This window comes from Streptomyces sp. NPDC060028 (assembly GCF_042736725.1).
Lineage (GTDB): Bacteria > Actinomycetota > Actinomycetes > Streptomycetales > Streptomycetaceae > Streptomyces.
Genome location: NZ_JBHWVJ010000056.1, coordinates 33,974 through 48,169, shown reverse-complemented (window position 1 = coordinate 48,169; position 14,196 = coordinate 33,974). Strand labels below are relative to the sequence as shown.

At 69.7% G+C, this 14,196-nt stretch carries 12 protein-coding genes; 7 read left to right on the top strand and 5 right to left on the bottom strand.

The features are described from left to right. Positions 1-1,651, top strand: a 1,651-nt coding sequence (locus ACFWBF_RS25225) for an ADP-ribosyltransferase (RefSeq protein ID WP_385605838.1), incomplete at its 5' end; no start/stop codon positions are given. Positions 1,652-1,669: 18 nt separating this feature from the next. Further along, positions 1,670-2,074 (top strand): hypothetical protein, encoded by a 405-nt coding sequence (locus ACFWBF_RS25220; protein ID WP_385605836.1) that lies wholly within the window; start codon positions 1,670-1,672, stop codon positions 2,072-2,074. Positions 2,075-2,192: 118 nt separating this feature from the next. Here ACFWBF_RS25220 and ACFWBF_RS25215 read toward each other — a convergent pair whose 3' ends face one another. Further along, positions 2,193-2,414: a hypothetical protein gene (locus ACFWBF_RS25215; RefSeq protein WP_385605848.1), complete on the bottom strand. Its 222-nt coding sequence runs from the start codon at positions 2,412-2,414 to the stop codon at positions 2,193-2,195. 200 nt (positions 2,415-2,614) lie between these two features. On the opposite strand from ACFWBF_RS25215, the gene ACFWBF_RS25210 reads away from it, so the two are divergent. The 5 genes from ACFWBF_RS25210 to ACFWBF_RS25190 all read left to right on the top strand — a co-directional run bounded on the left by ACFWBF_RS25210 (position 2,615) and on the right by ACFWBF_RS25190 (position 8,353). After that, positions 2,615-3,430 (top strand): hypothetical protein, encoded by an 816-nt coding sequence (locus ACFWBF_RS25210; protein WP_385605835.1) that lies wholly within the window; start codon positions 2,615-2,617, stop codon positions 3,428-3,430. After that, positions 3,430-4,362, top strand: a complete 933-nt coding sequence (locus ACFWBF_RS25205) for an ROK family protein (RefSeq protein ID WP_385605834.1) — start codon at positions 3,430-3,432, stop codon at positions 4,360-4,362. Before ACFWBF_RS25210 ends, ACFWBF_RS25205 begins: the two co-directional genes overlap by 1 nt. A 7-nt stretch (positions 4,363-4,369) precedes the next feature. After that, a complete protein-coding gene (gene aroD, locus ACFWBF_RS25200) occupies positions 4,370-5,104 on the top strand; it encodes a type I 3-dehydroquinate dehydratase (RefSeq protein WP_385605832.1) in 735 nt (244 codons plus the stop codon). Between the two features lie 38 nt (positions 5,105-5,142). Next, positions 5,143-5,958 carry a sugar phosphate isomerase/epimerase family protein gene (locus tag ACFWBF_RS25195; RefSeq protein WP_385605846.1) on the top strand — a complete coding sequence of 272 codons (816 nt, stop codon included), beginning with the start codon at positions 5,143-5,145 and terminating at the stop codon, positions 5,956-5,958. A gap of 178 nt (positions 5,959-6,136) precedes the next feature. Beyond that, positions 6,137-8,353 (top strand): germacradienol/geosmin synthase, encoded by a 2,217-nt coding sequence (locus ACFWBF_RS25190; protein WP_385605830.1) that lies wholly within the window; start codon positions 6,137-6,139, stop codon positions 8,351-8,353. 25 nt (positions 8,354-8,378) lie between these two features. Here ACFWBF_RS25190 and ACFWBF_RS25185 read toward each other — a convergent pair whose 3' ends face one another. The 4 genes from ACFWBF_RS25185 to ACFWBF_RS25170 form a co-directional block, all read right to left on the bottom strand. Then, complete coding sequence (locus ACFWBF_RS25185; protein WP_385605828.1) at positions 8,379-9,620, bottom strand: GNAT family N-acetyltransferase; 1,242 nt, start codon at positions 9,618-9,620, stop codon at positions 8,379-8,381. 74 nt (positions 9,621-9,694) lie between these two features. Further along, a complete protein-coding gene (locus tag ACFWBF_RS25180; protein WP_385605827.1) occupies positions 9,695-10,936 on the bottom strand; it encodes a YncE family protein in 1,242 nt (413 codons plus the stop codon). A gap of 131 nt (positions 10,937-11,067) precedes the next feature. Beyond that, positions 11,068-12,219 (bottom strand): XdhC family protein, encoded by a 1,152-nt coding sequence (locus ACFWBF_RS25175; RefSeq protein ID WP_385605825.1) that lies wholly within the window; start codon positions 12,217-12,219, stop codon positions 11,068-11,070. 80 nt (positions 12,220-12,299) lie between these two features. Further along, positions 12,300-13,763: an NCS2 family permease gene (locus ACFWBF_RS25170; RefSeq protein ID WP_385605823.1), complete on the bottom strand. Its 1,464-nt coding sequence runs from the start codon at positions 13,761-13,763 to the stop codon at positions 12,300-12,302. Positions 13,764-14,196 lie beyond the last annotated feature (433 nt).

Below are 14,196 nucleotides of genomic sequence, written 5' to 3'. Positions count from 1 at the left end.
GGCCGGCAAGTTCATCGACCCGATGACGTACGTCTTCAAGGGCGCCGGCGCCGGCATCTCCAAAATCGGCGACGTCATGGCCGGCTTCAAGGGCATCGGCAAAATCGAAATTCCGTCCTTCCCCGAAGGCTCGGTGCAGCTGCCCGACGGCCGCGTCCTGGACCCCAACGGCAATCTGTTCGCCCCGACCGGCATCCCCGAGACGACCCCGATCCCGCACGAGATGGTCCCCGGCACCGAGCTGCCGAAGTCCTGGACGCTGCCGGGCGCCGCTCACGTGCCCGACTCGGCGGCGACCGGCGTCGCGCACCCGACCCCGGCGGGCTCCTTCGGTCCCGCGCCCGCCGCCTTCGACCAGGTCCCGACCGGCCCGGGCAGCCACGTACCGGCTCCGCACGAGATGGTCCCCGGGACCCAGCTGCCCAAGTCGTGGACCATCCAGCAGCCCGTCATGGCCGGCGCCCACATCGGTGACGGCCTGCCGGGCGCGGCGCACGTCGGCGACTCGGCGGCGACCGGCGTCGCGCACCCGACCCCGGCGGGCACCTTCGGTCCCGCGCCCGCCGCCTTCGACCAGGTCCCGACCGGCCCGGGGAGCCACGTCCCGACCGGGCCGGGCAGCCACGTACCGACCGGCCCGGGCAGCCACGTACCGACCGGCCCGGGCAGTCACCTGCCCGGCGAGCACCTGCCGTCCGGCGCCGGGCACGACCTGCCCGGTACCGCCCCGCACACGCCGGACGGCCCGCACGGCCCCGGCCACGCGGACGACGCCGTCTCGCACGCCGACGACGCGGCACACGCCGGTGACGACGCCGCGCACGTCGACCACGGCGGGCACGTGGACCCGCCGACTCCGCACGGCGACGCGGGCGACCCGCTGCACGGCGCCGACGACGCGGACACGGGCGCCGGCCACCACGGCACGGACGGTCCGGGCACCGGGGGCGCGGGGGAACCCTTCAAGTACACCCCGCACGTGTCGGTCGACGACTGGGCCGGACTCACGAACGCCCAGCGTCACCAGGTCGCGCTCGCCGAGCTCACCGACAACACGGTGCCCTTCGCACGCGACACCGACGCGATCTCGTACGGCCAGGCGTACTGGAACCACTACGCGGACGACATGCCGCCGGCCCGCCAGAAGTCGGTCTGGGACTACACCGACGAGCCCAACTACAGCCACCCCGCCCCGCACGCGGACGGCTGGGCCACGTACAACGAGATGAACGGGTACCTGCGCGGCGACTCCGCCAAGTGGAGCTCGTACGTCCAGCACAACATCGACGAGGTGGACGCGGCGCTCGCCGGCCACCCCGTGCCGGAGGACGTGATGGTGGTCCGCGGTACCGGTATCAGCCACCTCAAGCTCGACGATCCGCTCGACATGCTGGGCAAGGAGTACGGGGACCCGGCCTACATGTCCACGTCGCTGGGCAACCACCCGGTGTCCGCCTTCGCGGGCAAGGAGGCCATCCTCCACCTCAGGGTCCCCAAGGGGACTCCGGCCCTGTGGGTCGAGAACGTCGGAAAGTTCGGCCAGGGCGAGCGCGAGCTGCTGCTCGGGCGCGGTACGACGTACCGGGTGACCCGGGTGTTCATGGAGAATGGACAGGTGCAGGTCTACGGAGAAGTCCTGCCCCGGTTCTAGCAAACGAAAGGCATCATCATGAGCGGGGAAACGCGCCCGACTCCCCAGCCCCGGACCACCGAGGACCTCCAGCTCAGGGAGACGGCGAGCCCGCCGCGCTACGCGAAGGCCACGGACCGGCCGGTCCAGTACGTGGCCGCGGCGGACCGCCAGGGCAATGTCATCGGTTACGTCTGGGCCAACGACGAGGACGACGCGGCGGGCTGGAAGGTCCGCCCGGCCGGCGGCGACGCCGCGTTCAACCTCGGCGTCATGTGGGTCTCCCGGCTCCACGAGGCCAAGCTCCGGGGCATCGCCCCGACGGCGGCGCTCGCGGAGATGGTCAGGGACTCGGACCCGGCGAAGGCCAGCCACATCGTCCCCGGCTCCCTGCGCCAGGCTCCGAGCCTGCAGGCCGTGCAGGAGCTGGCCGCCCAGGGCTGAGGCCCTGCCCGCTACGGCTGCTCTTGCCCTTACGGCTCCCGTTGTCCTTGCGGCTCCCGCTGCCACCGGCGCCCGACCCACCACGCACCTCGGGTCGGGCGCCGTCGGCCGCCACGGGCTACTTGGCGCTGTGCTCCAGCGCCACCAGCGCCTGCGCCCAGCGCGCGAACTTCAGCTTCCCGAGGTCGGCGACGGTCCTCACCCCGAACGCCTCCTGCAAGAGCTCACCGTCCTTGTCGGTGACTCCCTTGAGCGCGGCCACGGGCGCGGCGAGCACCTCCGCGAGCGGCTTGTCGGCCCAGGCCTTGTCCAACACCTTGTCCAGATCGATCGCCATGATGTCCTCCCGGAACGTCGAAATGTACCGAAGGGGCAAACGTAGAACAATCGGACAAATATCCTGCGCTCCGACACCCCGGCCCGCGCGCGCCGGGGCAGCGGCCGCCCTCCCCGCCAGGGCTGCCACCTGGGACATCCCGCCGTAGCCAACTGCCGTACGCCTGGCTATTGTTGCGGTTGCCGACACGGGGGATCTATTGAATGGGGCAGGCAATGCGGGGGCAGCAGGAGGATGAGAACGAGACGGCGATCGAATGGCTCAAACTGGTGCTCGCCGTCGTCACCCTGGTCGCCCTCACCGTCATCTATTTCCTGCTTCCGCCCCCGGAAAAGGCGGACGCGGTCGTCGATTTCATCAGGGCCTGCCTCCCCAACATCATCACCGCGCTCGTGGTGTTCCCCGTTCTCTTCGTCGTGCTCCGCCCCATTCGCCAACGCGATGAGGACCGCTTGACCCGGGTGATCCAGAACGGCATCGGCGCGACCGAGGCCGGCATCAAATTCCCGGACGACGTGAGCGGCACCGTCGATTTCATCCGCGAGATCGTCGCCAAGGAGCCGTCGCAGCGGGTGATCGACATCGAGATACTCGCCTTCACCGGCGGTACGTTCACGACCGCGCTGCTCAGGGACCTCGTACAGCAGAACCCGAACAGGCTGAACATCACGATGCGGTCGATCGATTTCTCGCTGACCGACAGCTCGCAATTCCCGGCCCACTGGGAGCGCGAGGAAGCCGAGACGGTGGAGCGGCTCAAGGCGCTGTGCCGGGGGAAGTCCGGGCTGGCGATCTGGCGCTATCCCTCCTTTCCCTTTCTGCTGGGTCTCGCGATAGGCCGGTCCCACCTGCTCGTCACCTTCCCTTCCTGGGATCTGCGCACGGGGCGGCTCGCCGACAAATCGCTCGAATACCGTTACTACGGCCGCAGCTCCCGGACGGAGCACCTCTTCGAGCTCTTCGAGAACTGGAGCCGGCAACCGGGCCAGGTCCTCGTACACGAAGAACCCCAGACGTAATGCCGGAGAACGACGTTTTCATCGCGGTCGACGCCGGGAAGACAAAATTCCTGGTCGGTGCCTTCACCGAGTCGCTGCGGGAAGTCGAGTGCCACCGCATTGCCGTCACGTCGGCCACGGACACCGTGGCGGCCTTGGAATCCCATATCGCCCGGCTCTTCGCCCGCCACCGCGTGAACGGCATCGGACTTTCCGTCTTCGGCCCGCTGGAAACGGATCCGCGCCACGAGGCCTTCGGCGCGATCGTCGGAAGTTCCGAACCCCAGTGGTCCGATGTGAACCTGCCGGCGCTGCTGTCCCGGCGATTCCGGGTGCCCGTGCACTTCGACTTCGACGTCGCCGCCGCCGTGTCGGCGGAATCACGCCATCAGACGCCCGCATCGGCCGGTTTCGTCTATCTGTCGATCGGAACGGGGATCGGCGGAGCCTTTTGCCCGCCTCCGGGAGCCGTCGTCTCCGGTCCCGGGGCCCGGAGCGATCCCCCGCAGCTCGGCCACATCCAGCTGCCGCGGGAAACCGACGACGCATATCGAGGCAGCTGCCGATTTCACGGGAGTTGTTTTCAGGGACTCGCCTCCGGGCGGGCAATTTTCGGCCGGTGGCAGGTGCCCGCGAACGAGCTTCCCGCGCATCACAAGGCGTGGGACCTCCAGGCGAGATATATTGCGCGGGCCTGCGCAAACCTTGTATACTCCTCCCCGTTCACCACGGTTCGCGTCGGATCAGGTATCTCGCAGGTACCCGGACTGATCGCCCGATCGAATGATTACCTCCGCACATTCATGAACGGTTTCCCGGAAACCCTGTGCAGAGAAACATTCGGAAGTGATGTCATCCAGCGCGCGGTGACCGCTCCCGCTTCCTCACTCATCGGCGCCGCAATCCAGGTCGCCGAAGGGGGCGGATTGAAATTCGAATTGCAAAGGCTGTGACGAGAAAATGAACACCCTGCGGGACCTGCTTGACGCCGAGATTCCTCTCGTCGCCGTGAGCTTCGGGGACGACGACTCCGAGCGGCTCGCGCACGAGGCGAAGGCCGCCGGCGTCGACGTGGCCGAACTGCGCATCGACAGGTACTCGCGCACCGACACGGACCACGTTCTCCAGCAGGTCCGCACGTTCAAGTCCCTGCCGATCCTGGCCACGCTGCGCTCCACCCACGAAGGCGGCGAGTGGAGCGGCACGGAAGAGGAGCGCCTCGACCTGTTCCGCGCCGTCGCCCCCGAGGTCCAGGCGGTGGACATCGAGCTGTCGTCCCGCGGAATTCTGGCGGACGTCATTTCCGCCGCCCACGAGAACGACACCCTGGCGATCGTCTCCTACCACAACTTCGCATTCACGCCGGGGACCGAGGAACTCGAAACCGTCATCGCCGAAGCGAAGAACGCCGGCGCCGACGTGGTCAAGGTCTCCACGATGGTGACCTCCGACAGCGACGTGAAGCGTCTCGCCTCCCTCCTGCTGAAGGCGGGAGCCGACACCCGGCTGATCGTCATCGCCATGGGCCCGATCGGCGCCGTCTCGCGGGTCTTCTTCCCCGCCCTCGGCTCCCCGATCACCTACTCCTTCATCGGGAGCAGTTCCGCCCCGGGCCAGCTCGACTTCTCCGAGACCTTCCGCCTGCTGCGCACGTTCTACCCCGACTTCGACCAGCGCAAGACCGTCGAATCCTAGGCATTGAAACGTAGGCATCGAAGAGGGGAGCTGTCGTTATCCGTCCACTGACGATCAGTTCGCTGACCCTGGGCGAGGCCCCTTTCCGGGAACGGATCCAGGCGGCCGCCTCGGCGGGTTTCCAGGCCGTCGGCCTCAGTGTCGAGGCCTATCGGGAAGCCCGCCGCACCGGTCTCGACGACCATGCCATGCAGGCGATTCTCGACGAAAACGGGATCGCTCTCAGCGAGGTGGAATTCCTCAGCGACTGGGCCCCGGGCGACGGCGCGGAAATACCCTCGCCGAAGGAGGAGACCGCCTTCCACATCGCCCGGACCTTCGGGGCCGACCACATCAACTCCGGCCTGTTCGAGCCGACGCCCATGGAGGTCATGGCCGACGGTTTCACGGCGCTGTGCGAGCGGGCCGGCGAGCTGCGCATCGCTCTGGAGTACATGCCGTTCGGCGCGGTCCCCGACCTGCCCACCGCCTGGGAGCTGGTACGCCGGACCGCGCGGCCCAACGCCGGGCTGGTGCTGGACGTATGGCACTGGGTGCGCGGTGCGACCTCGGCCGCCGACCTCGCCCCCGTGCCGCCCGGGCGGATCTTCACGGTCCAGCTGTGCGACGTGGGCCCCGATCCGCTGGCCGACATGCGGCAGGAGTCCCTCCACCACCGCCTCGTTCCGGGCAGCCGCACCCGGGCCGCTCAGGACCTGCTGACGCTCCTGGTCGAGCACGGCGTGAAGACCACCGTCTCGGCCGAGGTGATGTCCGACGCCCTGCTGTCCCAGGGCCCCGGTGCGACGGCCCGGGCTGTCTTCGCGGGCACCCGCGCGGTGCTGGCCGGCCACACGGCCGTCCGTGCCGGCTGACGTCTATCCCCCGGCGGGCCCGCGCGCCGGGGAACCGCGCCTGCGTCACCTGAAGCAGTGAACTCCCCCATATCCCAAGGGCACCAGGGGTAGGGCACTGCTGATCTCGTGCCGGGGGGCCGTCGTCACGGCCCCCCGCCCTCCAGACGAGACAGACAGACGAAAGGCCGACCCCGCCGTGACGCAGCCGTTCCAACTGCCGGATTTCTATGTGCCTTATCCGGCGCGACTGAACCCCCACCTCGAGGACGCGCGGGTCCACACCAAGCAGTGGGCGCGCGGCTTCGGGATGCTGGAAGGTTCCGGGGTCTGGGAAGAGAGCGACCTCGACTCGCACGACTACGCCCTGCTGTGCTCGTACACCCACCCCGACTGCGACAGCGAGACGCTGTCCCTGGTCACCGACTGGTACGTGTGGGTGTTCTTCTTCGACGACCACTTCCTGGAGATGTACAAACGCTCCCAGGACCGCGACGGCGCCAAGACCTACCTGGACCGGCTCGCCGCCTTCATGCCGATGGACCTGGCCGGCGGGTTCCCCGAGGCCACCAACCCCGTCGAGGCCGGACTCGCCGACCTCTGGGCGCGGACCGTGCCGGCGATGTCGATGGACTGGAGGGAACGGTTCTCCGAGTCCACGAAGAACCTCCTCAACGAGTCGATGTGGGAGCTCGCCAACATCAACATCGGGCGGGTGGCCAACCCCCTGGAGTACATCGAGATGCGCCGCAAGGTGGGCGGCGCCCCCTGGTCGGCCGGCCTCGTCGAGTACGTGTCCGCCGAGGTCCCGGCGCGCGTCGCGCACTCGCGCCCGCTCGGCGTACTGCGCGACGCCTTCTCCGACGCCGTGCACATCAGGAACGACATCTTCTCCTACCAGCGCGAGGTCGCCAACGAGGGCGAACTCTCCAACGCCGTACTGGTGTTGGAGACCTTCCTCGGCTGCACCACCCAGGAGGCCGCCGACGCCTCCAACGATCTGCTCACCTCCCGCCTCCAGCAGTTCGAGCAGACCGCCCTCGGCGAACTCCCGCAGCTCTTCGCCGACCACGCCATGAACCCGGCGGAGATCACGGCCGTCCTCGCCTACGCCAAGGGCCTGCAGGACTGGCAGTCCGGCGGCCACGAATGGCACATGGTCTCCAGCCGCTACATGAACAAGGAGGCCCGCGCCACCGCGCCGCTCTCGCTGCCCTTCCTGCCGTCCGGGCTCGGCACCACCGCCCTGGACATCCGCTCCATCCTCGCCCCCCGCGCCATGGACCTGCGCCGGCGGTCCTACACCCACGTCCCCTTCGAGCACACCGGCCCGTCCGTCATCCCGGACATCCCCATGCCGTTCACGCTCTCGCTCAGCCCGCACCTCGAATCCGCCCGCGAGGGCTCGGTCGACTGGGCCCGCCGGATGGGCCTGCTCGACCCGCAGCCCGGCGACCCCGGATCCGCGATCTGGAACGAGCAGAAGCTGCGCGGCTACGACTTCGCACTCTGCTCCGCCGGCATCGACCCCGATGCCACCGCCGAGGCGCTGCTGCTCAACGCGTGCTGGCTGACCTGGGGAACGTACGGGGACGACTACTACCCGGTGGTCTTCGCCCAGGCCAAGAACCTGCACGCCGCCAAGGTGACCACCGCGCGGCTGGTCTCGATGATCCCCGTGGACCACGCCGAACAGCCCGTACCGGTCACCGCGATGGAACGTTCACTCGCCGACCTGTGGGTGCGCACCAGCCGGGACATGGCCCCGGTCGTCCGCGCCGAGTTCCGGGCCACGCTCGTGAACATGCTGCAGAGCTGGGTGTGGGAGATGGAGAACCAGATCCGGGGCCGCATCCCGGACCCGGTGGACTACGCCGAGATGCGCCGCCACACCTTCGGCTCGCACCTCACGATGTACCTGTGCCGGCTCGGCCAGGCGGGCCGGGGCATCCCGGACGAGATCTACGCCTCCGGCACCATCCGCTCCCTGGAGAGCGCCGCCGCCGACGTCGCCTGCCTGATCAACGACGTCTTCTCCTACCAGAAGGAGGTGGAGGTCGAGGGCGAAGTGCACAACTACGTGCTCGTCACCCGGAACTTCTTCGACATCGGATACCCGCAGGCGCTGCACATCTGCCACTCCCTGATGACCCGGCGCATGGAGGAGTTCCAGCACATCGTCGCCACCCAGCTGCCGCTGCTCTACGACGACTGGAAGCTGGACCACGAGGCGCGGGCCGGACTCGACGCGTACGTGGGCGAGTTGCAGGACTGGCTCTCCGGGATCCTCAACTGGCACGAGAAGTGCCGCCGTTACCGCGAAGAGGATCTGCACCGGCTGGGCGACGGGCTGTCCACGGGCGTGTGGAGCTCCGACTTCGGCATGTCGGCAGCCCGGATCTCGCTGCCTTCCTGACGTCCGACGGCCGGGCCGGGGCCGCTCAGAACTCGTCCGAGGTGTGCGGCAGCAGCCCGGTCCCCAAGGCCGCGTCGAGCGCCGCCGCCGCGCCGGGGGTGTGCTCGGCCACCAGCCCGGCCGCGACCAGCTCGGCGGCCCGGGTCCCGCCGAGGTAGCAGGCCGCGAGCTCCCGTACGTCCAGGGACAGGTCCGGGCTCTGCCCGGCGGGCTCGTACACCGCGCCGGCGGGTCCCGCCTTCAGCCGATGGCGCCCGGAGTTGGCGGGCAGCCGTACGTCGGTCAGCTCCAGTACGAGTTCCACGGGCGCGGCCCACGAGCGCGCGGTCAGCGCCGCCCGTACGTCGATCAGGCGCAGCCACAGCGCCGGGTGGGCGCCGGTGACCCGGACCTGGTCCCGGTCGGCGGCGAAGTGCAGCAGCGGATCGTCGACCGGGCGGCCCCACGCCCGGACCCTGCCGGTGAGGTCGAGGGAGGCCAGGCACTCCCACAGGGCGGCGGCCACCGCCGGGGTGTCCGCCTCCAGTTCCTCGACCCGGACCAGGCCGGGCGCGCGCACGGGCCCCGCCTCGCTCCCGGCGGACTCCGGCTTCGTGCGGTAGAGGACGTAGCCCGCGACCGGTTCGCCCGGGTCGCCCAGGACGATGATCCGGGGCGGGCTCAACTCCCCGTCTTCCTCGTCCTGTTCGCACAGCCAGGCCTCACGCCAGCGCTCGGGGTCGCGGGTGGGCCGGCCGGCCCGGACCGAGCGGGCGGCCTCGTGGTACGGACCGACCACCGCGAGCGCGTCCTCGGGGTCGACCAGCCGCAGCGGCCGCCGGTCCGGGGCGATGCGCAGGGCCAGCGGCCGGGTGGAGTCGATCTCGATGGTGACGCCCTGGGTGGCGGCCCCGTACCCGAAGCGGCCGTAGATGGCGGCCTCGGAGGCCCACAGGGCGGCGATCGGGCTGCCCGCGGCCCCGGCTCCGCGCAGCAGCTCGCCCATCAGGCCGGTGAGCACCCCGCGGCGGCGGTGGGTGGGGGCGACGGAGACGAAGGTGACCCCGGGGCAGGGCAGGTCCGCCCCGGGCACCGACAGCCGGAAATCGTGCGCGGCCATGAAGCCGACCAGCGCGTCCCCGTCGTAGGCCCCGATCCGCGCGCAGTGGCGGAGCAGGGCGTGATGCCGTTCGCGCGCCTCCTTCTCCGGGCGGTCGTGGAAGACCAGGTACGCGAGCTCCAGAGCCCGGTCGATGTCTGCCTCGGGTACCTCGCGGATGTCCACCATGATCACGAGACTAATCGGTCATCGCGGACTGGTCACCTCATAGTGGCTTGATTCGCCGGTGACGCCTTCACGGACTACCGGGTGGCCGGGCCGGTCCAGCCCGCCGGGACGTGGCCGAGCCGGACCCGCTGCGGGTGGTCGCCGACGGGCACGGACACCCGCTTGGTGCCGGTGGCGAAGTCGATGGCGGTGACCTGGTCGGCGCCGCTCTCGGAAATCACGCAGGCCGTGCCGTCGCCGTCGACGGTGGCCCAGTACGGCTTCGCGGCGGGCACCAGCGGCCCTTCGGTGAGGGTGGCGCGGTCCACGACGGTGGCGTAGTCGTCCATGGTGCCCGCGATGCAGAGTTTGGCCCCGTCCGGGCTCATGGACATGCCGTGGTGGCGGGAGTCGTTGACCCAGGTGGTGCGGTCGGTGCTGGTGGCGGGGTTCTGGGGCAGGGTCTTGATGCGGGTGATCCGGTCGGCGGCGACGTCGTACTCGACGAAGCCGTTGAAGAACGACACCTGGAAGTAGAGCTTGGACTCGTCGGGGCTGAAGGAGACGGGCCGTACGGCGTCGGACAGGTCGGAGCGGCCGAAGGCGTTCAGCCGCTCGCGCATGTCGATCGTCCGGACCGGGCGGAAGGTCTGCGCGTCGACGATCGTGATCTTCCGGTCGCCCTTCGTCCAGTCCAGCCAGGGCGCGTCGAGGGCGGAGGTGACATCTCCGATGGCGCTGTTCCACAGGTAGCGGCCGTCGCGGGAGAAGGTGTTCTCGTGCGGCTTGTCGCCGGTGCCGAAGGAGCCGAGCTGACGACCGGTGGCGATGTCGAGGACGTGCACGGTGTTGGCGGTGGAGGCGGAGACGGCCACGCGGGTGCCGTCCGGGGAGACCGCCATGTGGTCGGAGCGGTAACCGGCCACGGGGAAGCGCCAGTTGACCCGGCCGGTCCGTACGTCGATCGAGACGACGTCGGCGAAGCTGGGGCGGGAGGCGACGACGGCGGAGCCGTCCGGGGTGGTGTACATGTCGTCCACGAACTGGTCGTGGCCCTCGCCGGCGGTGGCGCGGATGCCCAGGAAGTAGCCGAGCTTGATCGGGTTGAGGTAGATCTCCCGCAGCCGCTCGTCCTTGTCCGGGACGATGTTGATCCGGCCCACCTTGGCGAGGTCTCCGGTGGAGGCGAGCACGTCGGCGGTGCCCTCCCAGTTGTTGCCGACGAACAGCACCTCGCGCAGGTCGCCGCCGCCGGAACGGGCCGCGGCGGCAGGAGCGAGGGCGGTGACGAGGGTGACCGCGGCCAGGGCGCAAAGGGTGCGCAGGGGTCGTAACATCCGCTCAGCTCCGGTGTGGTGGGGAAAGGGTGGAGAGTGTGCCTGGTGTTACCGGCCGGTAAAATAGACCCCACGACGAAAGGGCGCAACCCCCACGGGGTTGCGCCCTTCTCTCAGCTTCGGTCACCGCTTCAAGCGACGGAGCCGATCCGGCTGACGACCGTGTTCGCGGCGTCCGGGTGGATCGGTATGTGCGCGCCGGTCAGAGCCACGCCGGTGCCGCCGCGCCGGTTGGCGATGATCTCGGCAGCGATGGACAGCGCGGTCTCCTCCGGGGAGCGGGCGCCGAGGTCCAGGCCGATCGGGGAACGCAGGCGGGCCAGTTCCAGCTCGGTCACGCCGACCTCGCGCAGCCGCTTGTTGCGGTCCTCGTGGGTGCGGCGGGAGCCCATGGCGCCGACGTAGGCGACGGGCAGCTTGAGGGCCATCTCGAGGAGCGGGACGTCGAACTTGGCGTCGTGGGTGAGCACGCACAGGACGGTGCGGCCGTCCACGTCGGTGCTCTCCAGGTAGCGGTGCGGCCAGTCGACGACGATCTCGTCCGCCTCGGGGAAACGGTTCTTCGTGGCGAACACGGGCCGCGCGTCGCACACGGTCACCCGGTAGCCCAGGAACTTGCCGATCCGCACCAGGGCGGAGGCGAAGTCGATGGCGCCGAAGACGATCATCCGCGGCGGCGGCACGCTGGACTCGACCAGCACCTTGAGCGGCTCACCGCAGAGCCGGCCGTCGGCGCCGATCTCCAGCACGCCGGTCCTGCCGGCGTCGAGCATGGCGCGGGCCTCTTCGGCGATGGTGCGGTCGAGCTCGGGGTGGCCGCCGAATCCGCCCTCGAAGGCGCCTTCCCCGCGGACGAGCACGGCGCGGCCCATCAGCTCGGCCGGGCCCTCGGCGATCCGGGCGACCGCCGCCGCCTCCCCCCGGGCGGCGGCGGCGATGCCCGCCGCGAACACTTCCCGTTCGGGAGAGCACACGGGGACCGGGGTGACGAGGATGTCGATGATCCCGCCGCAGGTCAGGCCCACGGCGAAGGCATCGTCGTCGCTGTAGCCGAAGCGCTCGCGGACGGTCTCGCCGTCCTCCAGGGCCTGCCGGCACAGCTCGTACACCGCACCCTCGACGCATCCGCCGGAGACCGAACCGATCGCGGTGCCCTCGCCGTCGACGGCGAGCGCGGCTCCGGGCTGCCGGGGCGCACTCCCGCCGACCGCCACGACGGTGGCGACTGCGAAGTCACGTCCCTGCTCGACCCACCGGTTCAGTTCCTCGGCGATGTCCAGCATTGCGGCCTCCTCGGAGGGTTCGGTCTCCAGTATCGGATACGTGGAGGGTGCGGGTCGGGTACGGATCAGGTCCGCCCGGGTCAGGCGACGTGGAGCCAGCCCTCGATCGGGTGCAGGGCGTAGAAGACCACGAAGACCGCGGTCAGGCCCCACATGAAGGCGCCGATCTCACGGGCCTTGCCCTGGGCGATCTTGATGGCGACGTACGCGATGACACCGGCGGCGACACCGGCGGTGATCGAGTAGGTGAACGGCATGATCACGACGGTCAGGAAGACCGGGATCGCGGTCGCGCTGTCGGCCCAGTCCACGTGGCGGGCGTTCTGCATCATCATCGCGCCGATGACCACCAAGGCCGCGGAGGCGACCTCACCCGGGACGATCTGCGTGATCGGGGTGAAGAAGAGGCAGGCGGCGAAGAACAGGCCGGTCACGACGGAGGCGAGGCCCGTGCGGGCTCCCTCGCCGACGCCGGTGGCCGACTCGACGAACACGGTCTGGCCGGAGCCGCCCGCGATGCCACCGATGGCGCCACCGGCACCGTCGATGAACAGGGCCTTGGACAGGCCCGGCATGCGGCCCTTGTCGTCGGCGAGCTTGGCCTCGGTGCCGACGCCGATGATGGTGGCCATCGCGTCGAAGAAGCCGGCCAGGACCAGGGTGAAGACGATCATGCCGACCGTCATGTAGCCGACGTCGCCCCAGCCGCCGAAGGAGACGTCACCGAAGAGCGAGAAGTCGGGCATCGAGACCGCGGAGCCGCTGAGCTCCGGCGGGCCGCTGCGCCAGGCCTTCGGGTCGATGTCCGCCACGGCGTTCACGATGGCCGCCAGGACGGTTCCGCCGACGATGCCGATCAGGATCGCGCCGGGAACCTTGCGTGCCTGCAGCATGAAGATGGTGAGCAGGGTCAGGCAGAAGATGAGGACGGGCCAGCCGGCGAGTTCGCCGACGGAACCGAGCTGGACGGGGGGACCGAATTCCGGACCCCGGCCCACGAAGCCGGCCTTCACGAGGCCGATGAGGGCGACGAACAAGCCGATGCCCATGGTGATGGCGTGCTTGAGCGCGAGGGGGATCGCGTTCATGATCATCTCGCGGAGGCCGGTGACGACCAGGAGACAGATCACGACGCCGTAGACCACGCACATGCCCATGGCCTGCGGCCAGGTCATCTGCGGGGCCACCTGCGAGGCCAGCACGCCGGACACGGACAGGCCTGCGGCCAGCGCGAGCGGCACCTTGCCGACGAAGCCCATGAGGAGCGTCGTGACGGCGGCGGCGAACGCGGTGGCGGTGATGATCGCCGAGGTGGCCATCGAGGCACCCGCGACGTCCTTGCCCGAAAGGAGCAGGGGGTTGAGCAGGAGGATGTACGCCATCGACATGAAGGTCGTGATACCGCCACGAACCTCGTTGCCGACGTTGGATCCTCTGTGGGTTATGTGGAAGTACCGGTCGAGCCAAGAGCGCCCGGCGGGGGGACGAGAGCCGTCGCCGGCCTCTTCCGCACTGGTCTTGGGCTCTACAGACGATTGGGTCATGGTGCCTAACTCCCAAGGTTCAAAGGGGCACCCGCATGAAGATTGGAGACGCGGGATTTGGGAAATCTCGTTTGGCTGCACGACCCGGGGTGACGGCCCGAGGCGACGCGAATGTTCCTGCGTGTACTGCGGGTACTGCGGGGGTTTCGCGGTACTGGCGACGGCATCCGGGGGTGATGGGTGCCGCCCTGGGGTTACTGCGGGGGGGGGACTGCCGGTGAAACGGACCGCGAGCGGTGCGGTACTTCGAACTCCGGACTTCGTACTCCGGGCGGTGGGACTGGAAGTGTGACGTTCCCGTGTCACACCGCCCGGAGAGCTTGGGGGGGTCCGGGGGGCGCGCCGGCCCCCGCCCGGGGCGGCCGAGAGGGGGGCGGGGGTGGGGTGCGGGCGGGGGGGGGTGTTTTTTGTTTTGAGAACGGTAGACCCGGCG

What these genes read in the sequence shown, in the direction of transcription:
- ACFWBF_RS25220 (WP_385605836.1), top strand. Translation starts at nt 1,670, where the DNA reads ATGAGCGGGGAAACGCGCCCGACTCCCCAGCCCCGGACCACCGAGGAC.
- ACFWBF_RS25210 (WP_385605835.1), top strand. Translation starts at nt 2,615, where the DNA reads ATGGGGCAGGCAATGCGGGGGCAGCAGGAGGATGAGAACGAGACGGCG.
- ACFWBF_RS25205 (WP_385605834.1), top strand. Translation starts at nt 3,430, where the DNA reads ATGCCGGAGAACGACGTTTTCATCGCGGTCGACGCCGGGAAGACAAAA.
- aroD (WP_385605832.1), top strand. Translation starts at nt 4,370, where the DNA reads ATGAACACCCTGCGGGACCTGCTTGACGCCGAGATTCCTCTCGTCGCC.
- ACFWBF_RS25185 (WP_385605828.1), bottom strand. Translation starts at nt 9,620, where the DNA reads ATGGTGGACATCCGCGAGGTACCCGAGGCAGACATCGACCGGGCTCTG.
- ACFWBF_RS25180 (WP_385605827.1), bottom strand. Translation starts at nt 10,936, where the DNA reads ATGTTACGACCCCTGCGCACCCTTTGCGCCCTGGCCGCGGTCACCCTC.
- ACFWBF_RS25175 (WP_385605825.1), bottom strand. Translation starts at nt 12,219, where the DNA reads ATGCTGGACATCGCCGAGGAACTGAACCGGTGGGTCGAGCAGGGACGT.
- ACFWBF_RS25170 (WP_385605823.1), bottom strand. Translation starts at nt 13,763, where the DNA reads ATGACCCAATCGTCTGTAGAGCCCAAGACCAGTGCGGAAGAGGCCGGC.